A 25,855-nucleotide genomic window follows, 5' to 3' on the forward strand; every position below is an offset into this window, starting at 1 on the left:
CCGGACGCAGAACCGCTTCACAGTTTTGCTGGAATTGCTCTATTTACCGCAAGCCTCAGGCCTTCGCGCGGCGTGACAACGGGCGACCAGCCCAGTACGTCGCGGGCGTGGGATATATCGACCCGCAGCGAGCCGCAAAGGCGCTGATAGACGGCTTCCTTTCTGGTGATCCTCGCTGCCATATGCATGAGGGACGGCGGGAAGGGCAGAAGCATCGGTTTGACGCCGACGCCTGCGGCGATGCCCTCGATCAGCGCGGGCGTTGAAAGATCCTCACCATCTCCTGCAAGGAAGGTTTCGCCTGCGGCGGCGGGATGCTGCATGCAGGTAATGATCAGGTCGATGAGGTTTTGCACCGCGACCAGCGTGCGGCGGTTTTTCAGCGAGGCGAAAGGCAGCGGCAGGTTCCTGCGCACGAGCCCGACAAGCAGCGCGAAGTTGCCGCGCGCACCGGGACCGTAGACCAGGGGCGGGCGGATGATGACAACATCCATGCCGGTGCGGGCTGCGATCTCCCGAAGGCCGATTTCACTTTCCATCTTGGAGATGCCGTAGGGATCGATCGGCTTCGGCGCGTCGTCGTGCCGAAATGGCCGGTCGTTCTCTTCGCCGTTGACCTTGATGGTGCTGACGAAGACGAACCTCTTGACGCCCACGCGGGCTGCCTGTTCGGCAAGATTGAGCGTCGAGGCGGTGTTGGCCCGACGGAAATCCGCCAGCGGATCGGTCGAGCGATCGTTCATGATGTGAACGCGGGCGGCGAGATGAACGATGACATCGACGCCTTCGAGTGCTGACCTCCAGTCGGTCGTCTCGGTGATATCAACAGGGAAATGCCTGATATCCGGCGGGAAGGCTGATGTCGCGGATCGTGTCGTAACCGTTACTTCGCAAATCCGCTCCCTGTGCAGCCGCTCGACGAGAGGAGCGCCGACGAAGCCGGCTGCGCCGGTGACGAGGCATCGCATGATCTTCTCCCTTTTGCGCCGGTGACGGTCTTCGCTAACCGGAACTGCCGATCGCAGCAATAAAAAAAGCCGCGACGGCAAGCATCGCGGCTCCTTGTTTGGGAAGTGTGTGCTTCAGACTTCTTCGCGGCCGGACAGCCGGATGCAGATCAGAGAGATCACAGCCGAGGCGGTGAGGTAGTAGCCGACATAGTTGAGGCTGTAGTTGGTCGCGAGCCAGGTGGCGATATAGGGGGCGAGCGAAGCCCCGAAGATGCCGCCGAGGTTGAAGGTCATCGAGGCACCGGTGTAGCGCACCATGGTCGGGAAGGGGGCTGCCAGGGCAGCACCGATCGGACCATAGGTGAAGCCCATCAGGCCAAGGCCGATGATGGAGCACAGGAAGGCGCCGGTCAGGCCTGACGTCAGCAGGCTTGCATAAAAGAAGCCGAAGATGGCGATGGCGATCGTCGTCAGGGTCAGGATGAGGCGACGCGAGTAACGGTCGGAGAGCYAGCCGGAGAGCGGGATCGTCAAGCCGAAGAAGACCACGCCGACAAGCTGGACCACCAAGAACTGCTCGCGTGAGTATCCGAGTTTCGTGGTGCCCCATGACAGCGTGAAAACCGTCATCAGGTAGAAGAGCACGAAGGTGGCGACCGCGATGAAGGTGCCGAGGATCAGGCTGCGCAGATGGCCGCGGAAGACGGTCGCGACCGGAACGGCGACACGCTCGTGCTTTTCGACGGCCTTCTGGAATTCCGGCGTTTCGGCGATCTTCAGGCGGACGTAGAGGCCGACGGCGACCAGCGCGAGGCTGGCGATGAAGGGAATGCGCCAGCCATAGGCGAGGAAATCCTCGTTGCTCATGGTTTCAGCCAGGATCAGGAAGAAACCGGAGGAAAGGATGAAGCCGATCGGCGCGCCGAGCTGCGGGAACATGGCGTACCAGCTGCGCTTGCCGGGAGGAGCATTTTCCGTCGCGAGCAGCACGGCACCGCCCCATTCGCCACCGAGGCCGAGGCCCTGGCCGAAGCGGCACAGCGCCAGCAGCAGCGGAGCGGCGATGCCGATCGCATCGTAGCCAGGCAGGATGCCGATGACGACGGTCGACAGGCCCATGGTCATGAGGGCGGCCACCAGCGTCGCCTTGCGGCCGACCTTGTCGCCGAAATGGCCGAAGACCACGGCACCGAAGGGGCGGGCGAAGAAGGCGATCGAGAAGGTCACGAGCGACTGCAGGAGCGCGGAGGTCGGATCGCTCGAGGGGAAGAAGAGGTGCGGGAAAACGATGACGGCTGCCGTCGCGTAGACGTAGAAGTCGAAGAATTCAATGGTCGTGCCGATGAGGCTGGCGATCAGGACGCGTGCGGGGGAATTGACTTGCGTGCTGCTCGAAGGGCTCGGCGATACGGAGATCGCTTCTGTCATGTTCATTCCAATCAGTATTTTTATCGATTTGCTTGGGAGGCTGCCGCTCTTAACGCAATTTTAAGGTCGAGAAAATGCCGGACACGCAAGAATATGACGCAAGCGACAGCCGCTGAAGTGACAGGGCATCTCTCGATGCGGGTATCCGTCTTCCCAGGCTCGCCGCTTTTCTCAACCTTGCATCAGGCTTGCCGCGGGCTAACCCCGATTCTTGACCGGAATCGAATTGTATTTGATTTATAAAAACTCCCTGGTTGAGGGAATAAAGGGGCATATATGCAAAAAAGTCTTGCCGCCGAGTTTTTCGGCACGTTCTGGTTGGTCTTCGGCGGATGCGGCAGCGCCGTGTTCGCGGCCGCCTATCCCGAACTTGGAATCGGGTTTGCCGGCGTGGCGCTGGCGTTTGGTTTGACTGTCGTCACCATGGCCTATGCTGTGGGCGGTATCTCCGGCGGCCATTTCAATCCCGCCGTCTCTCTCGGCCTTGTTGCTGCCGGACGTTTTCCCGCGGCGCGGCTCATTCCCTATATCGTCGCACAGGTGATCGGTGCCATTGTCGCCGCTGCAGCGCTCTATCTCATCGCCAGCGGCAAGACGGGTTTCGAACTCGGCGGGTTTGCCGCCAATGGATATGGCGAACATTCTCCGGGCGGTTATTCGCTGCTTTCAGCGCTGCTGATCGAAGTTCTGCTGACCATGTTCTTCCTGATCATCATCCTGGGATCGACCAGCAGCAGGGTGCCCGCCGGCTTTGCGCCGCTTGCGATAGGCCTGGGGCTGACGCTGATTCATCTCGTCGCGATTCCTGTGACGAACACCTCCGTCAACCCGGCGCGTTCCACCGGGCAGGCGCTTTTCGTCGGCGGCTGGGCGCTGCAGCAGCTCTGGCTGTTCTGGATCGCGCCACTTGTCGGAGGCGCGATCGGCGGCCTCGTCTGGAAAATCTTCGGCGATAAGGACTGACTGCAAAATATCTGGACATACCATTGAACCCGCGTGGTTTTTCCGCGCGGGTTTTTCGTTTCCCATCGTCCTCGCGGCCTGTTCGCTGCGATATTTGCGCGGTCGCGAGGGGCAGAAAATGAAGTGCGCTGAAAGGCGGAGTTAACGAAAGTAAACGATTCGTTAACCATAATGATGCTCTAATGCACCCAAGTCAGACAAAGGCCACGAACCGCGCAGACCAGCTCCGCGCAAGCCTCGGTTCTACAGAGTGAAAGTTATTTTTGGGGGTGTTGATGAGTCGCGAGCACGTAGCTGTCCTGATGGGCGGATTTTCCTCGGAGAGGCCTGTCAGCCTTTCCTCGGGAAAGGCGTGTGCCGACGCCCTCGAAGGTGAAGGCTTCAAAGTGACGCGCATCGATGTCGAGCGCGATATTTCCGAAAAGCTCGCTGCTCTGAAGCCCGATGTTGCCTTCAATGCCTTGCACGGGCCTTTCGGCGAAGACGGGACCATCCAGGGCATCCTCGAGTATCTGCAGATCCCCTATACGCATTCGGGCGTGCTCGCCTCGGCGCTTGCCATGGACAAGGGCCGGGCGAAGCGTGTGGCCGGCACCGCCGGCGTTCCGGTTGCCGAATCGCAGGTACTGAATCGCTTCTCATTCCCGTCGGAACATCCGATGAAGGCGCCTTATGTGGTGAAGCCGGTGCGCGAGGGTTCCAGCTTCGGCGTCGTCATCGTGGGCGAGGATCAGGCGCATCCGCCACAGGTCATCGGCTCGGCAGAGTGGCGCTATGGCGAAGAAGTCATCGTCGAGCGCTACATCCACGGCCGCGAGCTGACTTGCGGTGTGATGGGCGATCAACCCATGGATGTCATCGAGGTGGTACCACAGGGCCACAATTTCTATGATTACGACTCCAAGTATGCGTCGGGTGGATCAAAACATGTCTTGCCGGCTAAAATTTCACCGAAAATTTACCAAAAAATACAAACATTGGCGTTAAGGGCGCATCAAGCAATCGGTTGCCGCGGCGTCAGTCGGTCCGACTTTCGTTACGACGATCGTTTCTCCGAAGACGGCGAGCTTATCTGGCTGGAGGTCAATACCCAGCCGGGCATGACTCCAACCTCCCTTGTGCCCGAAATGGCCGGCCATGCCGGATATTCCTTTGGTGCATTTCTCCGGTGGATGGTGGAGGACGCGTCTTGTTTGCGTTGACGGTCAAAAGGATAGGGCGCCCCAGCCGTTATGCCGAGCTTCCCGTTATGGAAGCCGACGAGCGCCGCGTGCTGCCGCGTCCGCTGCGCCGCGTCGTGCGCTTCCTCGTCAGCCTCGGTAGCGGCCGCATCCATATCCCTGTTCATACGGGGACGGTTTCGGCGCTCGGCTTCCTGGCGGCAACCGGTCTCTACGGCATGTCGCTCGGCGGTCATACGGAGGCCGTCGCGCAGGCAACGACCAGCGCTGTCGGCTTTGCCATCGAGGACGTGAAGGTTTCCGGCAACAATCAGACCTCCGAAATCGAGATCCTGCAGCTTCTCGGCCTTGATGGCGCGACGTCGCTGGTGGCCCTCGACGTCGATGCTGCGCGCCAGAAGATCGCGCGCCTCCCCTGGGTCGAAGATGTCGAAGTCCGCAAGGTCTATCCGAAGACGATCGAGGTGAAGCTCTCGGAGCGTAGCGCTTACGCCATCTGGCAGCATGGCCAGGAACTTTCGCTGATCGAGAAGAACGGCAGCGTGATTGCACCGCTTCGCGACAACAAGTTTTCGACCCTGCCGCTCGTCGTTGGCCGCGATGCCGAAACGGCTGCAGCGTCCATCCAGGATGCGTTCGCCAAGTGGCCTGACGTCAAGGGCCGTGTGAAGGCCTTTGTCTGGGTTTCCGGCCGTCGCTGGGACCTGCACATGGATAATGGCGTCGTCGTCAAGCTGCCGGAAGATGATATCGACCAGGCACTCGCGACGCTTTCGAAATTTGATACGGAACAGCAGCTTCTGGAGCGCGATATCGCTGCAGTCGATCTCAGGCTGCCGGATCGCACGACGATCCAGCTGACGCCTGAGGCGGCAGCCCGCCGACAGGCAGCAGTTACGACGCGCACCAAGGACTTGAAGAAGGCGGGGCAGAATATATGAGCTTGTTCGGTTCGTCCCATTTTGGATTGCCGCGCCTGAAGCCGCTTTCGTCGAAGCGGTCGCATATCGTTTCGGTGCTCGACATCGGCTCGACCAAGGTCGTCTGCATGATCGGCCGGCTGACGCCGCGCGAGGAAAGCCAGATCCTGCCTGGCCGTACGCACAATATCGAGATCATCGGCATCGGCCATCAGCGCTCGCGCGGCATCAAGACCGGCGTGATCGCCGATCTCGATGCGTTGGAAAGCGTCATCCGTCTCGCTGTCGATGCGGCCGAACGCATGGCGGGGCTCACAGTCGAAAGCCTGATCGTCAACCTGACGGCCGGCCGTCTCGGCAGCGACATCTACACGGCGACCATCGATCTCGGCGGCCAGGAAGTCGAGTTAAACGACCTGAAGAAAGTGCTGTCCGCCGCCTGCCAGCAGTCGCTGCGCCAGGACCGGGCCGTCCTGCATTCGCTGGCGACCGGCTTTTCGCTCGACGGCGAACGCGGGATCCGCGATCCGCTGGCAATGTATGGCGATGCGCTCGGCGTCGACATGCATGTGGTGACGGCGGAACGCTCGGCACTCAAAAATCTCGAACTTAGCGTCAATCGCGCGCATCTTTCGGTGGAAGGAATCGTTGCAACACCTTATGCATCTGGTCTTGCCGCACTCGTCGACGATGAAGTCGAACTTGGCTGTGCGGCCATCGACATGGGCGGCGGCACGACGACGATTTCGGTCTTTGCCGAAGGCAAGCTTGTCCATACCGATGCTGTCGGCCTCGGCGGTCATCATGTGACGACCGACCTTGCGCGCGGCCTTTCCACTCGGATCGAGGATGCAGAACGTTTGAAGGTGGTCCACGCTTCGGCGCTGAGCAATTCTTCCGACGAGCGCGAACTGATCTCCATTCCGCCGATCGGCGAGGATGACCGTGATCAGCCTAGCCAGGTGCCGCGGGCTCTGGTTTCGCGCATCGTTTCGGCGCGCATCGAGGAGACGATGGAACTCATCCGCGACCGGATCCAGCGTTCGGGCTTCAGCCCGATCGTCGGAAAGCGTGTCGTTCTGACGGGGGGCGCCAGCCAGCTGACGGGTCTTGCCGAAGTGGCACGGCGCATTCTGGCCCGCAACGTCCGGATCGGTCGTCCGATGGGCGTCTCGGGTCTTCCGACGGCGGCCAAGGGCCCGGCCTTTTCGACGGCTGTCGGGTTGATGATCTATCCGCAAGTCGCGGACATGGAGACACATGCGTCACAGAGCAGCCTGCTCATGTCGCTTGGGGGTAATAACAGCCGCATCGCCCGCATGGGCCAGTGGCTGAAGGAAAGCTTTTGAAATTGAGTGAATTGGCCGGCGTGGCGATGCGGCCAGAGAGAGAAGGAACTGGTACCATGACTATCAAGCTGCAAAAGCCTGACATCACCGAGCTGAAGCCGCGCATCACCGTGTTCGGCGTCGGCGGCGGCGGCGGCAATGCCGTCAATAACATGATTTCCGCAGGCCTCCAGGGCGTCGACTTCGTCGTTGCCAACACGGATGCCCAGGCACTGACCATGACGAAGGCCGAACGGATCATCCAGCTCGGCGCCAGCGTTACCGAAGGCCTTGGCGCCGGTTCGCAGCCGGAAGTCGGCCGTGCGGCCGCCGAAGAATGCATCGACGAGATCGTCGATCACCTGAACGGTACGCATATGTGCTTCGTCACCGCCGGCATGGGCGGCGGCACGGGTACGGGCGCTGCTCCCGTCGTCGCACAGGCCGCCCGCAACAAGGGCATCCTGACGGTCGGCGTGGTCACCAAGCCGTTCCACTTCGAAGGCGGACGCCGCATGCGTCTGGCCGAATCCGGCATCCAGGAACTGCAGAAGTCCGTCGATACGCTGATCGTCATTCCGAACCAGAACCTCTTCCGGATCGCCAACGACAAGACGACCTTCGCCGACGCCTTCGCCATGGCCGACCAGGTTCTCTACTCGGGCGTTGCCTGCATCACCGACCTGATGGTGAAGGAAGGCCTCATCAACCTCGACTTCGCCGACGTCCGCTCGGTCATGCGCGAAATGGGCCGTGCAATGATGGGCACGGGCGAGGCTTCCGGTTCGGGCCGCGCCATGCAGGCCGCCGAAGCGGCGATCGCCAACCCGCTGCTCGACGAAACCTCGATGAAGGGCGCACAGGGCCTGCTGATCTCCATCACCGGCGGTCGCGACCTCACCCTCTTCGAAGTCGACGAAGCTGCGACCCGCATCCGCGAGGAAGTCGATCCGGACGCCAACATCATCCTCGGCGCAACCTTCGACGAATCGCTTGAAGGCATCATCCGCGTCTCGGTCGTCGCTACTGGCATCGACCGTGCGATGCGCGAAGGAACCGACCGCACGTTCCAGCCGGCAACAAAGCCGATTATCCGTCCCTCCGCGGCCGTTGCTCCGGCACCGGCCGCAGTTCAGCCTGCTCCGATCATGCAGGCACCGAAGGCCGACCAGATTGCACAGACCATTCGCGAAGCTGAAATCGCAATGGAACGCGAACTGGAAATGCCGGCCCCGCGTGCCGCTGCTCCGATCCAGCAGCAGCCGGTGATGCAGGAAACCTTCCGTCCGCAGAGCAAGATCTTCGCTTCTGCACCGGAAGCAGCCCCGGTCATGCGCCAGGCTCCGGTACAGCAGGCTCCGGTCATGCATCAGCCGGCTCCGACGCCGGTCATGCAGCAACGTCACGAGCCGGTGATCCGTCAGGCTCCTGAACAGGTTCGCATGCCGAAGGTCCAAGACTTCCCGCCGGTCGTCCAGGCCGAGATCGACCATCGCTCGCAGCCTGCTGCTTCGCACGTCCAGGAAGAGCGTGGCCCGATGGGTCTGCTTAAGCGAATCACCAATTCGCTTGGCCGCCGCGAAGAGGAAGTCGCGCCGGAAATGACGTCTGCGCCGGCTGCCTCATCGCAGCAGCGCCGCCCGTTGTCGCCGGAAGCAAGCCTCTACGCACCGCGTCGCGGCAACCTCGACGACCAGGGGCGTGCGGTTCCGCAGGCCCGCATGATGCAGGAAGACGACCAGCTGGAAATCCCGGCCTTCCTGCGCCGTCAGTCGAACTGAGAAAAGCACTTCTCCACAGAAAACGCCCGGGACCGAAATCCCGGGCGTTTGCATTTCTATATGCCTGAATTCTAAATGTTTTTAGTCTGTGTGATTTCGTAACAAAGCGAAAGAAACAGTGATTTGGATTGCAGCGCGCGTCCACGTAAGTATGAAGCAAGCGAACTGCCCCAAGACTCCGCCTCGAGTGGTGCCGGGCAGCATAGAAGATAAGCGGACCGGTTGGCATCAACGGGTACGGAATAATAAAGGCAGAATTTTATGGGCATTGGCTTGCTGGGCTTTCAGACGACGGTATCGCGTCCGGTGACACTTTCGGGCATCGGCGTTCATTCGGGTGCTGACGTTTCGATCACCTTCAATCCGGCCGAAGCCGGCACCGGCGTTATTTTCCAGCGCATCCATGACAATGGCGACGTTACCGAACTGAAGGCTGTTTCCTCGCAGGTTGGCAATACCGATCTCTGCACCGTGCTCGGCTTCTCGGCTGCACATTCCGTCGCGACGGTCGAACATGTGATGGCCGCCGTTTATGCTCTCGGCCTCGACAATGTCGTGATCGAAGTCAGCGGCACCGAAATGCCGATCATGGATGGCAGCTCGGTTCCCTTCGTCGAAGCCATCGAGCAGGTCGGCCTCGTTTCCCTCGGCGTCAAGCGCCGTTACATCCGCATCACCAAGCCAGTTCGTATCGAGCATGGCGGTTCCTGGAGCGAGTTCCGCCCCTATGACGGCACGCGCTTCGAAGTCGAGATCGATTTCGAATGCCCGCTGATCGGCCGTCAGAAGTGGGAAGGCGATCTCACCGCAACCGTCTTCAAGACTGAGCTGTCGCGCGCGCGCACCTTCGGCTTCATGCGCGATGTCGAGCGTCTCTGGGCTTCGGGCCATGCTCTCGGCTCCTCGCTCGAAAACTCCGTTGTCATCTCCGATGACAACACCGTCATCAATGTCGAAGGCCTGCGCTACGCCAAGGACGAGTTCGTGCGTCACAAGACGCTCGATGCCGTTGGCGATCTGGCGCTTGCCGGCGCACAGTTCATCGGCTGCTACCGTTCCTATCGCGGCGGGCACAAGATGAACGCCAACGCCCTCAAGGCACTGCTCAGCGATCCCTCGGCCTATGAAGTGGTCGAGACCTCGACGCCGCGCCAGCGCGTTGCCGTTCGTGAATTCATTGCAGTCAGCGCTCCGGAATTCGCCCCCTGGTCGGCATGACCTCCAGATACCAATTAAGGCCAGGGCCGCCTCCTAACGGGGGCGGTTTTTTTATGGGGAAGGGGCAGATGGCGCGCGGATAGATGTTTTGCGGCATATATTTAGCCACTGCCAGCTCGAATGCCGGTGAAAAGCCCGACATTCTCGGCGGCGCTGCCACAAAAATGCGTTAATGCGTGATCATTGCGTTGCTCTCGATGTACATTTGTGGCTAGAAACGCCAGCTAGGCGTGGCTGCTGTGGAGTGGACGGCGGCGGTGGGATTCTTTCGAATGGCTTATGCAAGGTCTGACATGATGATGAAGACAGTGCGCGCTTTGCTCGCATCCGTGATGGTGCTGAGCGCAGGCGCCTTGATTTCCGGCTGCCAGTCGGACCCTGACATCGACATCACCAAGCTCGGCCTCGAAACCGATCCGCCGGATGTGCTATACACGCAAGGCCTTGCCAACATGAAGGCCGGCAACATGGCCGAGGCGGCACGCAAGTTCGATGCGATCGACCAGCAGAATCCCTTCTCGGAATGGGCGCGCAAGGCGCTCGTCATGAGCACCTTCGTCAAGTACCGCCAGGGTCGCTTCGACGACGCGCTCGCATCGGGCAACCGCTATATGGCGCAGTATCCGAAGTCCAAGGATGCGCCCTATGTGCAGTATCTCGTGGGTCTCACCTATTCCAAGCAGATCGTCGACGTGACGCAGGACCAGCGCGCCGCGCAGAAGASCATCGAGGCGATGCAGGCCGTCGTCGACAATTATCCCGACTCCGAATATGTCGATGACGCGCAGGCCAAGATGCGCTTTGCGCGCGACCAGCTCGCCGGCAAGGAAATGCAGGTCGGCCGCTATTATATGGAGCGCAAGGAATATCTCGCGGCGATCTCGCGTTTTCGCATCGTCGTCGAGAAATATCCGAATACGAATCAGGTCGAGGAGGCGCTCGCCCGTCTCGTCGAAGCCTATTATGCGATGGGTGTCGTCGAGGAGGCGCAGACTGCCGCTGCCGTTCTCGGTCACAATTATCCCGACAGCCAGTGGTATGCTGATTCTTACAAGCTGCTGCAGTCGGGTGGCGCGGAACCGCGTGAAAACAAGGGTTCGTGGATCGCTGCAGCGGGCAAGAAACTCCTTCTCGGTTCCTGAGGCCAATGCTGATCCAGCTTTCGATCCGCGATATCGTTTTGATCGAGCGGCTGGATCTTGCCTTCGAGACCGGCCTCTCCGTGCTGACGGGTGAGACGGGTGCCGGCAAATCCATATTGCTCGACAGTCTTTCGCTGGCCCTTGGCGGGCGCGGCGATGGCGGTCTCGTTCGCCATGGCGAGGACAAGGGCCAGGTAACGGCCGTCTTCGATGTCGGCATGGATCATGGTGCCCGCAAGCTTTTGCGCGAAAACGGAATCGATGACGAAGGCGACCTGATCTTTCGCCGCCAGCAATCCTCCGATGGCCGCACCAAGGCCTATGTGAACGACCAGCCGGTCGGCGTGCAGCTGATGCGGCAGGCCGGCCAGATGCTGGTCGAGATCCACGGCCAGCATGATGACCGCGCGCTGGTCGATACAAATGCCCACAGAACGCTGCTCGACGCCTTTGCGGGTATCAGCGAGGATGCGCAGGGTGTCGGCGGCCTTTACCGCCAGTGGCGCGACAGCGAGCGCACGCTGAAGAAACATCGCGAGAAGGTCGAGGCTGCGGCCCGCGAGGCGGATTATCTGCGCTCCTCCGTCGAGGAGCTCGAAAAGCTCTCGCCGCGTGACGGCGAAGAGGATGAGCTCGCCGATCGCCGCCAGAAGATGATGAAGGCGGAGCGCATTGCCGGTGACATTGCCGAGGCTTCCGAGTTCCTCAACGGCAATGCCTCTCCCGTGCCGCATATAGCCTCGCTGGTGCGCCGTCTGGAGCGCAAGAGCCATGAGGCGCCCGGACTGCTCGAAGACACTGTGGCGCTGCTGGATGCGGCGCTGGACCAGCTGTCGAATGCGCAGATGGAAGTCGAGGCGGCATTGCGCAAGACCGAATATGACCCGAAGGAGCTGGAGCGCGTCGAGGAGCGGCTGTTTGCGCTGCGCGCCGCCTCCCGCAAATATTCCGTTCCCGTCACCGAGCTTCCGGCACTTGCCGTGCGCATGATCAGCGATCTTGCCGATCTCGATGCCGGCGAGGAGCGGCTTGCCAAACTCCAGGCCGAGGTGGGCGTCGCCAAGACGAATTTCGATGCGGCCGCCCGATCGCTTTCCGAGAAGCGTCACCATGCCGGCGATGCGCTGGCGCAGGCCGTCATGGCCGAACTGCCGGCGCTGAAGCTCGAGCGCGCCCGCTTCATGGTGGAGATCACCACCGATGCGGAGGAGGCGACGGCCGAAGGCATCGATATCGTCGAATTCCACGTCCAGACCAATCCGGGCACGCGGCCGGGCTCGATCATGAAGGTTGCCTCGGGCGGCGAACTTTCGCGCTTCCTGCTGGCGCTCAAGGTGGCGCTCGCCGATCGGGGCTCCGCGCCGACGCTCGTCTTCGATGAAATCGACACCGGTGTCGGCGGGGCGGTGGCTGACGCGATCGGCCAGCGGCTGAAACGGCTTTCCGAGCGCGTGCAGGTTCTGTCCGTCACCCATGCACCGCAAGTGGCGGCTCGTGCTGCCACGCATCTGCTCATCTCCAAAGGACCGTCCGGCGAGGGCTCCGACAAGATCGCCACGCGCGTTGCCACCATGGCCCAGAAGGACCGCACCGAAGAAATCGCCCGCATGCTCGCCGGCGCTTCAGTGACGGAAGAGGCGAGGGCGGCGGCTGTGCGGTTGCTGGCCGGAAACGGCTAGGCATGGACCGCCGGTGACAAATCTCGGCGGCGAGGGTATGGGACGTCATCCACTGGCGAGGTCCAGCCATTCATGCGGCTTTTCCATTTCAGCGATGATCCCACTATTGCGGTCTTTGAGCCGCGCCCCGTGCGCGTTCCCTCGGAGCGTCTGGCGGGAATGGAATGGCTGAATGGCCCGCTCGTCTGGGCGATCGATGATATCAACGACTTCATGTATCTCTTTCCCCGCGATTGCCCGCGTATCCTGATCTGGTCGAAGCCGGAGACAACTGCGGACGACCTGACATTGCTCGGTAGCTGGCGGGGTGCCGCCTATATCGAGCGCGGCTGGCTGGAGAGGCTGCAGAGTGAAACCATCCAGCGCTACGAGATGCCGACAGATGATTTCGAGGACCTGCAGGATGCGGGAATGTGGGTGTCTCGCAGGACCGTCACGCCACTTGCACTCACTGCCGTGTCCCATCTCGACCGGGAGTTTACTCTGCGCGGCATCGAACTTCGCGTCGTCGACAGCCTGACGCCGCTGAAGGCCCTGAGAGACAGCACGCTGCATCTCAGTGCCATAAGGCTGCGCAATGCGCGGCCATGATTTCAAAACGTTGGTGCTATTTCAATCGCGGAATTTTGCTCTAAAACCATTGCAGATTCTCTGGAGTGAAGCTGCATGTCGACCGAATCCGTCGCTGTTGAGGACCTGACCCTTGAAGACGCTGCCATCGAACTGGAACGGCTGGCCAAGGAGGTCGCGCGTAACGACGCGCTCTATCATGGCAAGGACCAGCCGGAGATTTCCGATGCGGATTATGACGCGCTGAAGCGCCGCAACGATGCGATCGAGGCGCGCTTCCCCGAACTCATCCGCGAAGACAGCCCGTCGCGCCGGGTCGGTGCAGCCCCTTCCGCCACCTTCGCGCCGGTCGTCCATTCCCGGCCGATGCTGTCGCTCGACAACACTTTCTCGCAGGAAGATGTGCGCGACTTCGTTGCGAGCGTCTATCGCTTCCTTGGCCGCCTGCCTGACAATTCCATCGCCTTCACCGCCGAGCCGAAGATTGACGGGCTTTCCATGTCGATCCGCTATGAGAACGGCAAGCTGGTGACGGGCGCGACCCGCGGCGACGGCACGACGGGCGAGAACGTTACCGCCAATATCCGCACCATCAAGGAAATCCCGAACGAGCTGCCGAAGGGGGCTCCATCCGTCGTGGAAGTGCGCGGCGAGGTCTACATGGCCAAGAGCGACTTCATGGCGCTGAACGCCCAGATGGAGGCCGAGGGCAAGCAGACTTACGTCAATCCGCGCAATACGGCCGCGGGGTCGCTGCGCCAGCTCGATGCGAAGGTAACGGCGAGCCGCAAACTGAGATTCTTCGCCTATGCCTGGGGCGAGATGTCGGACATGCCTGCCGATACGCAGATGGGCATGGTCGAGGCCTTCAAAAGCTGGGGTTTCCCGGTCAATCCGCTGATGAAGCGACTGAACTCGGTTGACGATATCCTTGCCCATTACAGCGAGATTGGCCTCGAACGGCCGGATCTCGATTACGATATCGACGGTGTCGTCTATAAGGTCGACAGCCTCGAACTGCAGCAGCGCCTCGGCTTCCGCTCGCGTAGCCCGCGCTGGGCGACCGCGCACAAATTCCCTGCCGAACAGGCCTTCACTGTTGTCGATGCGATTGACATCCAGGTTGGCCGTACGGGCGCGCTGACGCCGGTCGCGCGGTTGACGCCGATCACCGTCGGCGGTGTGGTCGTGACCAATGCGACGCTGCATAACGAGGATTACATCAAGGGTATCGGCAATAGCGGCGAGCGCATCCGCGAGGAGGAGCACGATATCCGCATCGGCGACACCATCATCGTGCAGCGCGCCGGCGACGTGATCCCGCAGGTGCTCGACGTCGTCATGGAAAAGCGGCCGGCCGATGCGCAGCCGTATCAGTTTCCGAAGGTGTGCCCGGTCTGCGGTTCGCATGCGGTGCGTGAACGGCACGAGAAGACCGGCAAGCTCGATTCCGTTACCCGCTGCACTGGTGGCTTCATCTGCCGGGCGCAGGCGACGGAGGAGTTGAAGCATTTCGTCTCGCGCAATGCCTTCGATATTGAAGGGCTCGGCTCCAAGCAGGTGGATTTCTTCTTCGAGAATGAGGATCCGGCGCTGCAGATCCGCACCGCACCCGATATCTTCACGCTGGAGAAGCGCCAGCAGCAGTCGATCACCAAGCTGGAGAACATCGACGGTTTCGGCAAGGTCAGCGTCGGCAAGCTCTATGCGGCGATCAACGAGCGGCGCAGCATTGCCCTTCACCGTTTCATCTACGCGCTCGGCATCCGCCATGTAGGCGAGACGACCGCAAAGCTGCTGGCGCGCTCCTACAACAGCTACGAGGCCTTTGCCGCGGCGATGAAGGAAGCAGCTGTTCTTTCCGGCGATGCCTGGAACGAGCTCAACGCCATCGAGGGCATCGGCGAGGTCGTGGCGCGCGCCATCGTCGAATTCTACAAGGAGCCGCGCAATATCGAGGTGATCGGCCGGCTGCTCGACGAGGTGACGCCGCAGGAGGCCGAACAGCCGGTCACGTCGGGCAGCCCCGTTGCCGGCAAGACCGTCGTCTTCACCGGTTCGCTGGAGAAGTTCACGCGTGAAGAGGCAAAGGCGAGGGCGGAAGGCCTCGGCGCCAAGGTGGCGGGCTCCGTCTCCAAAAAGACCGACATCGTCGTTGCAGGCCCCGGTGCCGGGTCCAAGCTCGACAAGGCCCGCGAACTCGGCGTCCAGACGATGGACGAGGACGAGTGGCTGGCGTTGATCGGCGGATAGCGGACGGCGGCAGCCGACGAGCTTTTCTGTTTTTCGTATGCCCGTCATTATTTGGCGTGATCCWCGGGCTTGTCCCGAGGATCTACTGCCTGTCGATATGTAGCAGATCCTCGGGACAAGCCCGAGGATGACGGAAGAGAAGTTAGCGGCCTCTGTCCGTCGTTGGTACCTGCCGATCCCTTTCAGCCCCTCAGCCGCGCCATCGTATAGGCATCGACATATTGCCCGTCGCGATAGCCGAAGGACCTGAGCAGGCCTTCCTTCTCGAAGCCGAATTTTTCGTAGAGACGGACGGCCGCGTCATTGTCCGTATAGACGGTCAGCTCCAGCCGCTTGATGTCATGCCAATTGTCGGCAGCATCGACCATGGCGGCCATCAGGAAGGTCCCGACGCCGCGGCCGGTGAAATCGTCGTGCACACCCATGCCGAGGCTGGCGGCGTGCTGGCGCCGTCCTTCGAAGCGGTTCATGCCGGCATTGGCGACGAGCTTGCCGTCGAGTTCGACGACGAGATTGAGCGCGCCGAGCGAGGGGGATTCCATGCGCTTGCGCACCGCGTCGATGCTTTGAAAGGGCGGGCGCAGCGTGCCGGCGCGGTAGCCCGGCAGGTTGATCAGATCAGTGAGAGCTTCGGCATCGCTTACACGCAACGCGCGAACGGTGAGGCCCTTCACAGAAGGCTTCTTGGGCGGGATATCCTGATTGGCTAACATCATGCTCTCCTTGGTTTGAAAAGAGGAGAGCGGATTTTTCAGAAAACCCTGCTCGCCTCGGCAGGGTTTTCGGGAATGATCGGCTGCTAGTGACGCACCATCGCTCCCGCGTACCCTGCAAGGGTCGTGGTGATGAGATGCATGGCGTGGGTCATAGAGTTGATCATGGGCGGAAGTTTCGCCATTTGCGTGCAGATGTCAACAGGTCAAAATTTGCCTTCGGTTGCGGCTATCTTTATTCCGGTAGGAACAGACGATTCGGATATCTGCCTTGACAACCATCGCCATCGATTTCGAGACAGCCAACGAACAGCGCGGCAGCGCCTGCTCGGTCGGCCTTGCCTGGATTAAGGACGGGCAGGTAACGCGGGTCGAGGAGCGGTTGATCCGCCCGCGGGACATGCGCTTCTCCGGGATGAATATTGCCATCCACGGCATCCGTCCGGAGCATGTGGAGGATGCGCCGGAGTTTCCTGAGGTCATGGACGAGTTCCATGACGACTTCAGGGGTGCGACGATGATCGCCCACAACGCCGCTTTCGATTTCAGCGTCTGGCGGGCGAGTCTCGATCTCTACCGGCAATCCTATCCGGAACTCACCTATCTCTGCAGCCTGAAGATGGCGCAGCGCATCTGGCCGCATTTTCTGTCGCACCGGCTGAACCTGATCGCCGAGCATCTCGGCCTGCGTTTCGTCCATCACAATGCGGCTGAAGATGCTGCCGTCTGCGCGGCAGCGGCCATCGAGATGGCGAGAGCGGTCAAGGCGGCGACGGTTGCTGCGATTCCCGGACTGATCGGCATGAAGCCCGGCAGGCTCATGTCTGCCGGCTACGAGCCTTGCACCTGCCGCAAGGGCTGAGCCCTCGCTTTCTTGCAAAGGGTTTGGCCCTTCTTATCTTAGCGGGATCAACACGGGAGTTGCCATGTTCGCTTTCCGCAATCTTTTTTTCGCTGCAACATTCCTGACCGTTTCCGCAGGTGCGACTTCTGCAGAAGTCGTCGGCAAGGTCGGGGTCGACTGGATCGGCAACGATATCATCATCGAGGCGGTCTCCGACCCCGAAGTGAAGGGCGTGACCTGCCACGTGACCTATTTCGACCGCAGCCTCATCGATCGCTTCAAGAACGGCAACTGGTTCGAAGATCCTTCCAACAACTCCATCGCCTGCCGTCAGACGGGGCCGATCGAGATCGGCAATATCGATCTCTCCAAGGATGGCAACGAGGTGTTTCGCCAGGGCATGTCGCTGATCTGGAAGACGCTGGCGGTCAACCGCATCTACGACAAGGCCAACAATACGCTGATCTATCTCGCTCATTCGCGGGAGCTCACGGACGGCTCGGCGAAGATGTCGATTTCGACGATCCCGCTCTACGGGCAGGATGTCGTCTGGAAGAATGGCAAGCCGCAATGAAAAAGGCCCGGACGAGCCGGGCCTTCTGATACCAGACAGGAAGAGCGTTCAGGCGGCTTCGCGGGACAGTTCGTCGGCGATGACGGTGTCGAGGTTGAGGAAGCAAACCATGGTCTTTTCGAGGGCGACGATGCCGCGGCAGAAGGCGCGCTGGGCTTCCGGGATGATTTCCGGCGGCGGCTGAAGGTCCTCACTCTTGATGGTCATCATGTCGGAGACCTGTTCGACCAGCAGGCCGACCAGCTTGCCGGCGATGTCGGTAACGATAATGGCGGAACGCTCCGACGGCTCCGTCATCTTCATGCCGAGGCGGCAGGCCATGTCGATGACCGGGATCACCGCACCGCGAAGGTTGATGAGGCCGAGGACGTAGGGCGGGGTATGCGGCATCGGCGTCACCGGTGCCCAGCCGCGGATTTCGCGGATGGCCATGATGTCGATGCAGAATTCCTGATCGCCCAGATGAAACGAAACGATTTCGAGATAGGCACCCGACTGCTTGATGGCGTTGTTGTTGTTCATGATCAGAATTCTTCCCAGTTGTCCCCGGCGGGAGAGGAGGCGAGTGTCCTGGCGGCTGCGCCGCCGGTGAATGCGCCCGCAACCTTGCCCATAAGGCGCCGTGCGGGTGAAGACTTCGGATGCGAGGCTGCGGAGGCTTCTCGCGGCGTTTGACGGGCGCTCATGCCCTCGCCGATATTGAACTGCCGTACCAGCTGCGTCAGGTTTTCCGCATCGGTTGCAAGAGTGTGGCTGGCGGCGTTCGTTTCTTCCACCATGGCCGCATTCTTCTGCGTCACCTGATCCATCTGGCTGATGGCTGTATTGATCTCGTTCAGTCCAACCGATTGTTCGCGCGCAGAGGTTACGATTGATTTAACATGACCGTCGATGCGCAAAACATCTTCGCCGATCTGGCGCAAAGCCTCGCCGGCGGCCGTCACCAGTTCGCCGCCGATTTTGACTTCGGCGCCGGATTTTCCGATCAAGGTCTTGATATCCTTGGCTGCTCCCGCCGCGCGGCCGGCCAATTCGCGGACTTCCTGGGCGACGACCGCAAAGCCCTTGCCGGCTTCGCCCGCACGCGCCGCTTCGACGCCCGCGTTGAGTGCCAACAGGTTCGTCTGGAAAGCAATCTCGTCGATGACGTTGATGATGGTGCCGATCTCGCGGGAGGCGCCTTCGATTCGCTCCATCGCCGCCATTGCATCACCGACGATTGCGTCGGATTTCTCGGTATTCTGCCGAGTATGAGCGACCATGTTGCCGACTTCCTCGGCGCGGCTGGTGGCGTTGCGGACGGTGGCTGTGATCTCGTCCAGAGCTGCTGACGTCTCTTCCAATGAGGCTGCCTGCTGCTCGGTGCGCTTGGCAAGATCGTCTGCGGCGGCGCTCATCTGGCGGCTGTTGGCCTGGATGGACGTGCTGTTCAAGGCAATATCGCCCATCGCCTGACGCAGGCGCAAGGCGGTCTGGTTGAAGTCCTGACGCAGCCTTTCCAGCTCGTCGCGGAAGGGCTGGTCGATGCTCGCGGTCAGATCGCCCTTGGCAAGGCGGGTGAGGCCTTGAGCGAGTGCCATGACGGCGGCGCTCAGCGCCTCTGCATCGGCGAGCTTGGCAGATTCGCGCTCTCGGCGCTCGGCGTCGCTGCGCTGGCGGTCGGTCTCGGTACGAGCCTCCATATCAATCTTTTCGATGGCGGCAAGTCGGAAGCTTTCGGCGGCGCGGGCCATTTCGCCGATCTCGTCGCCGCGTTCCTTGCCGGCAACATTGCTGCTCAAATCGCCGTTCATGATGCGCAGCATGCTTTCGCGCACGGCGGCGATGCCGCGGCGGATGGAGCCGCCGTGAATATATTGCAGCGCGGCCATGGTAAGGATGGCGATGACGCCAAGCATGATCTGGATGACCAGCGAGTTGTGGGAGGTCTCGTTGGCGCTTTCGATGTGTCTGCGGGCAAAGACGGTGCCGTCATCGGCGAATTTATCGAGGGTGGCGGTCAGTTTGTCGCCGGCAGCGTCGATGCGGTCGTCGATCTTATCGAATTCGGCATCCGAGGCACCCTGTTCGACGAGCGCCGTGAGGTCCACCTGGATAGCCTGACGAAGCCCGGCTACATCGGAATCGTAGCTTTTCAGCAAGTCGCCGGCTTTCAGCTCCTCGGCGAGGGCGCCCATTTCCTTCGCACCGCTGGAGAGCGCTGCAAGCGAGTCGGCAACGAGCTTCAGACGGTCCGGCTGGATGGTCTTGTCGTCCTTGTCGACGATCGTATCCATAGCGGCGAGTATCAGGGTCAAATTGGCGACGCGCATGTCGTTGATATGATCGACGCTCTGCTGGATCTCATCGGCGCGGCCCAGGGCGATATCGACCTGTGTGTTTTCGTACCAGCCGATGCCGAGCATTGAGCCGAAGCCGATAAAGGCAGCGCCGCCGAGCATCCATAGCCGCTGCCCGACCGAAAGGTTTCTGCGAACCGTCGAATTTGTCATAAAGCCACCCTCCGCCCCAGGCGGTTCCATTCCCTCGATTTTTATGCTGATCCGGTTCATGCCCGGCCGACGTCATGTCAGAACAGCGCTGAAGCACTGTATGCATTACTAAATATAGATATCCGCGATTAAGCTTTTCCTAACGATGTTTTTCCAGCGTTGCTTCGGGGTGGTGGCCGCAAGCCGTTAGAAAGGCGCGATAATTTGTTTTGTACAAGTTTTTCTCAGGATATTTGCCCGCATTTGGCATTCATCAAGCTGGGGCAATTAATCACGGGTGAGAAAACGCATTCTTGAATTGCGCGTCCGCGATCGCGACTATAATCACACGGGCGAGACGGGTGGGGCACCCGCGCATCAAGGAACGTATCATGAAGAATTTCCGTATCGCCGTCTGGATCGCAGTGCTCGCGCTTGCCGGTGTGCTCGGCTGGTTTACTCTGGACCAGAGCCGGACGCGGGAGGTGGTGGCCGAGGGGCCGTTCGGCGTGCCGTTCACGCTGGTATCGCAGAGCGGCCAGCCGATTACGGAGCAGGCCTTGCGTGGCAAGCCCACCGCCTTGTTCTTCGGCTTTACGCATTGCCCCGAGGTCTGCCCGACGACGCTCTTCGAGCTCAACGGCTGGATGGAAAAGGTCGATCCCTCGGGCAACAAGCTGCAGGCGTATTTCGTGACCGTCGATCCCGAGCGCGATACGCCTGACATCATGAACCAGTACGTCTCCAACGTTTCCAAGCGCATTACGGGTATTTCCGGCGCGCCGGACAAGATCGCCGAGGTCATCAAGGGCTTCCGCGTCTATGCCAAGAAGGTGCCGGTCGACGAGAACAATCCTAACGGCGATTACACGATGGACCATACGGCCTCGGTTTTCCTTCTCGATTCGTCCGGGCGCTTTGCGGGAACGATCTCCTATGGCGAAAACCCGGATACGGCGATAAAGAAGCTTGAGAATCTCGTCGCCAAGGGATGACCGGTCGCTGAATATGTTGGRACCGGGAGCGGGCGGCGCAACCGGAAAGACCGCCTATCGTGAGTGAAATTCGCCTTTACGTATCGACGACCGAGAAGCAGGCCGAGGAAATTCTCGACCTTCTGGGCGAGGTCTTCGGCGAAGAAGATTTTGCCATCGGCACCACCGAGATCGACGAAAAGAAAGATATATGGGAAGCCTCTGTCTACATGATGGCGGAGGACGAGGCGGACGTGCGCTCTCGCGTCGAGGCGGCGCTGAGCCAAGCATTTCCCGATGCGGCGCTGTCGCGTGAGGTTATCCCTGATGTGGATTGGGTTTCAAAATCCCTGGAAGGGCTGAAGCCCGTCAGGGCAGGGCGCTTTCTCGTGCATGGCTCGCATGATCGCGACAAGCTCCGCACAGGCGATATTGCCATCGAGATCGATGCCGGCCAGGCTTTCGGCACCGGCCATCACGGCACGACGGCCGGCTGCCTGGAGGTGATCGACCGGGTGCTTCGGGCGCGCACGGTGCGCAATGCGCTGGATCTCGGTACCGGCAGTGGCGTGCTGGCGATTGCCGTGCGCAAGCTTCGCAACATTCCCGTTCTCGCGACCGATATCGACCCCATTGCCATTCGCGTCGCGGCCGAGAATGTCCGCCGCAACGGCATTGCCAGCGGCATCAGCACGGTGACCGCACCCGGCTTCCACTCGACCGCCTTTTCCGAGCATGGACCTTTCGACCTCATCATCGCCAATATTCTGGCGCGGCCGCTGATCAGGATGGCGCCGCAGCTCGTCACCAATCTGGCGCCGGGCGGATCGGTGATTCTATCCGGCATCCTTGCCAGCCAGCGCTGGAAGGTGATTGCCGCCTATAATGGCGCGAAGCTTCGCCACGTGCGCACGATCTGGCGCAATGGCTGGGTGACGATCCATCTCGATCACCCGTAATCTCAGCGAATTACGAACAAGAAAAAAGGCGGTGCCAGAGGCACCGCCTTGGACCGGCATTTAAATCCGGTCTTGCCCGCGAGCTCGAAGGAGGAGGATGCTCGAGCGGGCACTACTGCATTCCGATAGGCCTGTCCGGTGGAGGGAGGAGGATCGGAAAGGCTTTAAGCTCAGAATGCGTAGCTCGGTGCGCCCTTGTGGCGCGTGGAACGCTGGCCTGCTGCGAGCATCTTGAGGCTATCCTCATTCTGCGGGCGGCGGGCGCCGATGACGTGACGCACAGTCTGGCGTTCGCCAGCCTGTACCGGGCTGCTGTAAGCGAAGCGCGAGAGAGAGGCGGTCATTTCAAGAAATCCTTTGTTGGTGGTTCGTCGTGAACCGTTCGATGGGCTCTATATAGCTATTCCTTCATGCAGCGGCAGAGGGTTTGTTTCATGGGAGCCATGCGCGCAATGCATGAAGCGTGCCAGTTTCTCAGATCGAGACACATTTCTGCCAAATTATTGGGCGGCAGGCGGCTTCTCGGTGCTTCGTGTCGCTTTTTCTCCCTAATGACTGAAATTTCGCTAACATGGCCGCTATCCCATTAACCGGATTCGTCTCACTCATTCGGGTTTCCAGCATGTTCCAGTCTTTCGAAGTCACCTCCACGCCGCAATTCGGCAGGGAACGGGTATCCGCACTCCGCGCCAGTTTCGATGCACTCGGCATCGACGCTTTTCTCGTGCCGCGCGCCGATGAATATAATGGCGAGTATGTGCCTGCCTGCGCGGAGCGGCTGTCGTGGCTGACAGGTTTCACCGGCTCGGCGGGCATTGCGCTGATCACCCGGACGGATGCGATCGTCTATGTCGACGGGCGCTATGTGACGCAGCTTGCCGAGCAGGTGGACGGCTCGGTTTTCACCGGCGGCGATCTTGTCAACGAGCCGCCGCACGTCTGGTTGCCGGCGCATGGCAAGAAGGGGCTGAAGCTCGGCATCGATCCGTGGCTGCATTCGGGTGCGGAAGTGCGCAAGCTCGAAAAGGCGCTCTCCGAAATCGGCGGTGCGCTGGTCTACCTGCCGCACAATCCGCTCGACAGGCTCTGGGCCGACCGGCCGGCAGAGCCGCTTGGCGCTGTCGTCATCCAGAACGTGGCGCAATCAGGTATTCTCGCCAAGGACAAGATCGCCACCATCGCCTCCGATCTCGGAGACAAGAACCTGAAGGCGGTGCTTATCGCCGATCCGTCCTCCATCGCCTGGATTTTCAACATCCGCGGCGCAGACGTGCCGCATACGCCGCATCCTCTGGCGCGCGCCATCATCCATGCAGACGGCAAGGCGGAGCTCTTCCTCGATAAGCGCAAGACCAGCATCGAGCCGGAAGCCTATCTGGCACAGATCTCCACCCAGCTTGCGCCCTCGCTGCTGGATGAGAAGCTTGCAGCCGTCGCCAAGGATGGCGGCCGTATCCTCATCGATCCTGATATCACCTCCTATGCACTCGCCGAGATCATTCGCAAGGCGGGCGGCGAGGTCGTGGAGGGTGTCGATCCGGCAAAGCTGCCGCGAGCCGTGAAGAACAGCGTCGAGATCAATGGCTCGGCCGCCGCCCATCTGCAGGATGGGGCTGCCATGGTGGAATTCCTCTACTGGCTGTCGCAGAGCAAGCCCGGCACGATCACCGAGATCGGTGCAGCCGAGCGGCTGGAGGCGGCCCGCGCCAAGGTCGGTAAGAGCATGCAGAACCCGCTGAAGGATATTTCCTTCGACACGATCTCGGGTACCGGCGAACATGCGGCGATCATGCATTACCGGGTGACGACGGCGACCGACCGGCACATCCAGGCGGGAGAACTGTTCCTGATCGATTCCGGTGCGCAGTATATCAATGGCACGACGGATATTACCCGCACGGTTGGCATCGGCACCGTCAGCGAGGAGCACAAGCGCTTCTTCACGCTGGTGCTGAAGGGCATGATTCAGATCAGCACGGCGCGTTTCCCGAAGGGTGCGCGTGGTTGCGACCTCGATCCGCTGGCTCGCGTTGCGCTATGGCGGGCAGGGGCCGATTTCGCGCATGGCACGGGGCATGGCGTCGGATCCTATCTTTCGGTTCACGAGGGGCCGCAGCGCATTTCGCGGCTGTCGACGCAGGAGCTGCTGCCGGGCATGATCCTGTCCAACGAGCCGGGCTACTACCGGCCGGGCCATTTCGGCATCCGCATCGAGAACCTGATCTATGTGCGGGAGGCCGAAGCCATCGATGGGGGCGATATGCCGATGCTCGGCTTCGACACGCTGACCTTCTGCCCGATCGACCGCAGCCTCGTCATTCCGGAATTGCTGACGCATGATGAGTTGCACTGGTTCAACGACTATCACCACCAAACGCGCGAAGCGTTGATGCCTCTGATCCATGACCGTGACGTCAAGGCATGGCTGGAGAACGCGACGCTGCCGCTGGAATACTGATCGGCGGTCTTAAATACCGATCGTGTGCCGCCAGATCATCACGATGATCCAGGCGGCCACGAGCATCCATGTGTGTGAGAAGCGCAAGCCGATGACGAGGGCGACGGCGAGCGCCAGTTTCGAATCCCAGCCGCCCATGAAAAAGGCGGGGGCTACGAGCGTCGTCAGCACTGCCGCCGGTACGGCATTCAGCGCCGCTTCCATGCGCGGCGGAATGCGCTTCATGCGGGTGATCATGATGTAGCCGCCGATGCGGGTCGCGAAGGTCGCGGCTGCGGCGGCGAGGATCACGAGAGCCATGTGGAGATCGAATTCCATCTCAGACCTCGTGGTTTTCGGTGTTGAGGGCGTCGGCTTCGAGATCCGGCTCCTGGGTGGGCAGGGGCATCAGCGCAGCAAGCAGAATGCCGGCCGCAGCACCCAGGCTCACATGCCATGGGGAACCGACGAAATGATAGGCGATGACGGAGGCGACAGCGCTCGTCAGCGCCACAGCCAGAAAATTGTCACGCTTGCGGAAGCCGAGGACGATGGCGAGGAAATAGGCCGGCAGGAGGATATCGAGGCCGATCGTCTTGGGATCGCCGATGAAGGAGCCGAGCATGCCGCCGAGGAGGCTGATGAGAACCCACGGGATGTAGATGACGATGCCGAAGCCGAGATACCAGGTGAAGGTAACCGGCTGACCTGCTTCGCCACGCTTGACGGTCTCGGCAAATTGGGGATCGACCAGCAGGAAGAAGGTAAAGAACTTCTGGATGGCCGTGAAATGCCCGATGTAGCGGGCGATCGCTGCCGAATAGAGCACGTGACGGAAGTTGACGGCGAGGATCGACAGCACGATCACCCAAGCCTGAACATCATGGCCGAAGAGCTCTATGCCGACCATCTGGCTTGCGCCCGCGTAGACGGTGGCGCTCATGAAGGTGAGTTCGGAGAGCGACATGCCCTGCTCGGCTGCAAGGGCGCCGAACAGCGCTCCGAAGGGGGCAGAGGCGAGTGCCACGGCAAATCCACCCCGCACACCTTCGACAAAGTCGGCGCGATTCATGGGAATTCATCCTATTGGAATTGAAATTTCCCTCTATGGTGTCTCACCTGCTGCGGCAATTGAATTTCCTTGATTCATCAATCGATTTTGCTGAAGCGTTACCGGTTTACGTCACCGGCGAGGTGAGGGAGACAATGAAGAAGATCGAATTTACGAAGGAAGAAAAAGCGGAAATCGTTTCGCGCATCCGGGCTTATTTCGACCGTGAGCTCGATCCGATCGGCGCCCTGCCGGCGGAATTCCTGCTCGACTTTTTCGCTGAGGAAATCTGCCCGTACTTCTACAACCGAGGAGTCAGAGATGCGCAGGCCGCGTTCCTGAAGAGGATGGAAGACGTAGTCGATGACATTCAGCTTATCGAGAGGTACGAGAAGTTCTAGACCTCAGCAAAGGTTGCT

24 protein-coding genes are annotated in these 25,855 nt (G+C 60.8%); 16 read left to right on the forward strand and 8 right to left on the reverse strand.

Going from position 1 to position 25,855, the window contains the following annotated elements; genetic code table 11:
• Positions 1 to 17 precede the first annotated feature (17 nt).
• Positions 18 to 968: a UDP-glucose 4-epimerase family protein gene (locus AC1D35_RS00240; protein WP_113308067.1), complete on the reverse strand. Its 951-nt coding sequence runs from the start codon at positions 966 to 968 to the stop codon at positions 18 to 20.
• Between the two features lie 114 nt (positions 969 to 1,082).
• Positions 1,083 to 2,378 carry an MFS transporter gene (locus tag AC1D35_RS00245; protein ID WP_477938150.1) on the reverse strand — a complete coding sequence of 432 codons (1,296 nt, stop codon included), beginning with the start codon at positions 2,376 to 2,378 and terminating at the stop codon, positions 1,083 to 1,085.
• A gap of 276 nt (positions 2,379 to 2,654) precedes the next feature.
• On the opposite strand from AC1D35_RS00245, the gene aqpZ reads away from it, so the two are divergent.
• The 10 genes from aqpZ (at position 2,655) to ligA (ending at position 15,413) form a co-directional block, all read left to right on the forward strand.
• A complete protein-coding gene (aqpZ, locus tag AC1D35_RS00250; protein ID WP_113308068.1) occupies positions 2,655 to 3,341 on the forward strand; it encodes an aquaporin Z in 687 nt (228 codons plus the stop codon).
• Positions 3,342 to 3,616: 275 nt separating this feature from the next.
• Positions 3,617 to 4,543, forward strand: a complete 927-nt coding sequence (locus AC1D35_RS00255; RefSeq protein WP_113300110.1) for a D-alanine--D-alanine ligase — start codon at positions 3,617 to 3,619, stop codon at positions 4,541 to 4,543.
• The gene (locus AC1D35_RS00260) at positions 4,531 to 5,463 is read left to right on the forward strand and encodes a cell division protein FtsQ/DivIB (RefSeq protein ID WP_113308069.1); all 933 of its coding nucleotides are present in this window, start codon (positions 4,531 to 4,533) and stop codon (positions 5,461 to 5,463) included. The genes AC1D35_RS00255 and AC1D35_RS00260 overlap by 13 nt, the downstream gene beginning before the upstream one ends.
• Positions 5,460 to 6,791, forward strand: a complete 1,332-nt coding sequence (ftsA, locus tag AC1D35_RS00265) for a cell division protein FtsA (RefSeq protein ID WP_113300112.1) — start codon at positions 5,460 to 5,462, stop codon at positions 6,789 to 6,791. The genes AC1D35_RS00260 and ftsA overlap by 4 nt, the downstream gene beginning before the upstream one ends.
• 56 nt (positions 6,792 to 6,847) lie before the next feature.
• Positions 6,848 to 8,551, forward strand: a complete 1,704-nt coding sequence (gene ftsZ, locus AC1D35_RS00270; RefSeq protein ID WP_477938151.1) for a cell division protein FtsZ — start codon at positions 6,848 to 6,850, stop codon at positions 8,549 to 8,551.
• Between the two features lie 261 nt (positions 8,552 to 8,812).
• Positions 8,813 to 9,769: a UDP-3-O-acyl-N-acetylglucosamine deacetylase gene (gene lpxC, locus AC1D35_RS00275; protein WP_113300114.1), complete on the forward strand. Its 957-nt coding sequence runs from the start codon at positions 8,813 to 8,815 to the stop codon at positions 9,767 to 9,769.
• A 272-nt stretch (positions 9,770 to 10,041) separates the two neighbouring features.
• Positions 10,042 to 10,911 carry an outer membrane protein assembly factor BamD gene (locus tag AC1D35_RS00280; protein WP_477938152.1) on the forward strand — a complete coding sequence of 290 codons (870 nt, stop codon included), beginning with the start codon at positions 10,042 to 10,044 and terminating at the stop codon, positions 10,909 to 10,911.
• Between the two features lie 5 nt (positions 10,912 to 10,916).
• Positions 10,917 to 12,590: a DNA repair protein RecN gene (recN, locus tag AC1D35_RS00285; RefSeq protein ID WP_113308070.1), complete on the forward strand. Its 1,674-nt coding sequence runs from the start codon at positions 10,917 to 10,919 to the stop codon at positions 12,588 to 12,590.
• A 72-nt stretch (positions 12,591 to 12,662) separates the two neighbouring features.
• Entirely contained in the window at positions 12,663 to 13,181 is a 519-nt protein-coding gene (locus AC1D35_RS00290) for a DUF6886 family protein (RefSeq protein WP_113308071.1), read from the forward strand.
• Between the two features lie 75 nt (positions 13,182 to 13,256).
• Positions 13,257 to 15,413, forward strand: a complete 2,157-nt coding sequence (ligA, locus tag AC1D35_RS00295; protein ID WP_113308072.1) for an NAD-dependent DNA ligase LigA — start codon at positions 13,257 to 13,259, stop codon at positions 15,411 to 15,413.
• A 182-nt stretch (positions 15,414 to 15,595) separates the two neighbouring features.
• On the opposite strand, the gene AC1D35_RS00300 is transcribed toward ligA, so the two are convergent.
• Positions 15,596 to 16,126, reverse strand: a complete 531-nt coding sequence (locus AC1D35_RS00300; protein ID WP_113308073.1) for a GNAT family N-acetyltransferase — start codon at positions 16,124 to 16,126, stop codon at positions 15,596 to 15,598.
• A gap of 271 nt (positions 16,127 to 16,397) precedes the next feature.
• Here AC1D35_RS00300 and AC1D35_RS00305 point away from each other — a divergent pair, with 271 nt between their 5' ends.
• Together AC1D35_RS00305 and AC1D35_RS00310 are read left to right on the forward strand one after the other, a co-directional pair.
• A complete protein-coding gene (locus AC1D35_RS00305) occupies positions 16,398 to 16,988 on the forward strand; it encodes a 3'-5' exonuclease (RefSeq protein WP_113300119.1) in 591 nt (196 codons plus the stop codon).
• Between the two features lie 64 nt (positions 16,989 to 17,052).
• A complete protein-coding gene (locus AC1D35_RS00310; RefSeq protein ID WP_113308074.1) occupies positions 17,053 to 17,544 on the forward strand; it encodes a CreA family protein in 492 nt (163 codons plus the stop codon).
• Between the two features lie 48 nt (positions 17,545 to 17,592).
• On the opposite strand, the gene AC1D35_RS00315 is transcribed toward AC1D35_RS00310, so the two are convergent.
• Positions 17,593 to 18,066 carry a chemotaxis protein CheW gene (locus tag AC1D35_RS00315; protein WP_007814360.1) on the reverse strand — a complete coding sequence of 158 codons (474 nt, stop codon included), beginning with the start codon at positions 18,064 to 18,066 and terminating at the stop codon, positions 17,593 to 17,595.
• A gap of 2 nt (positions 18,067 to 18,068) precedes the next feature.
• Positions 18,069 to 20,036, reverse strand: a complete 1,968-nt coding sequence (locus tag AC1D35_RS00320) for a methyl-accepting chemotaxis protein (RefSeq protein WP_113308075.1) — start codon at positions 20,034 to 20,036, stop codon at positions 18,069 to 18,071.
• Between the two features lie 371 nt (positions 20,037 to 20,407).
• On the opposite strand from AC1D35_RS00320, the gene AC1D35_RS00325 reads away from it, so the two are divergent.
• Both AC1D35_RS00325 and AC1D35_RS00330 read left to right on the forward strand, forming a co-directional pair.
• Complete coding sequence (locus AC1D35_RS00325) at positions 20,408 to 21,010, forward strand: SCO family protein (protein ID WP_113308076.1); 603 nt, start codon at positions 20,408 to 20,410, stop codon at positions 21,008 to 21,010.
• A gap of 59 nt (positions 21,011 to 21,069) precedes the next feature.
• The gene (locus AC1D35_RS00330; RefSeq protein WP_113308077.1) at positions 21,070 to 21,948 is read left to right on the forward strand and encodes a 50S ribosomal protein L11 methyltransferase; all 879 of its coding nucleotides are present in this window, start codon (positions 21,070 to 21,072) and stop codon (positions 21,946 to 21,948) included.
• A 170-nt stretch (positions 21,949 to 22,118) separates the two neighbouring features.
• Here the strand turns inward: AC1D35_RS00330 and AC1D35_RS00335 are convergent, their stop codons facing one another.
• Entirely contained in the window at positions 22,119 to 22,292 is a 174-nt protein-coding gene (locus AC1D35_RS00335; RefSeq protein ID WP_477852433.1) for a hypothetical protein, read from the reverse strand.
• Between the two features lie 278 nt (positions 22,293 to 22,570).
• Between AC1D35_RS00335 and AC1D35_RS00340 the strand changes: the two genes are divergently transcribed.
• Positions 22,571 to 24,406, forward strand: coding sequence for an aminopeptidase P family protein (locus AC1D35_RS00340; protein WP_477938153.1), 1,836 nt, complete (start codon positions 22,571 to 22,573; stop codon positions 24,404 to 24,406).
• 9 nt (positions 24,407 to 24,415) lie between these two features.
• Here the strand turns inward: AC1D35_RS00340 and AC1D35_RS00345 are convergent, their stop codons facing one another.
• Positions 24,416 to 24,724 carry an AzlD family protein gene (locus AC1D35_RS00345; protein WP_113300125.1) on the reverse strand — a complete coding sequence of 103 codons (309 nt, stop codon included), beginning with the start codon at positions 24,722 to 24,724 and terminating at the stop codon, positions 24,416 to 24,418.
• Between the two features lies 1 nt (position 24,725).
• The gene (locus tag AC1D35_RS00350) at positions 24,726 to 25,457 is read right to left on the reverse strand and encodes an AzlC family ABC transporter permease (protein WP_113308078.1); all 732 of its coding nucleotides are present in this window, start codon (positions 25,455 to 25,457) and stop codon (positions 24,726 to 24,728) included.
• Between the two features lie 134 nt (positions 25,458 to 25,591).
• On the opposite strand from AC1D35_RS00350, the gene AC1D35_RS00355 reads away from it, so the two are divergent.
• Positions 25,592 to 25,837, forward strand: coding sequence for a DUF2164 domain-containing protein (locus AC1D35_RS00355; RefSeq protein ID WP_113308098.1), 246 nt, complete (start codon positions 25,592 to 25,594; stop codon positions 25,835 to 25,837).
• Positions 25,838 to 25,855 lie beyond the last annotated feature (18 nt).

Source organism: Rhizobium sp. P1_E6 (assembly GCF_056405875.1).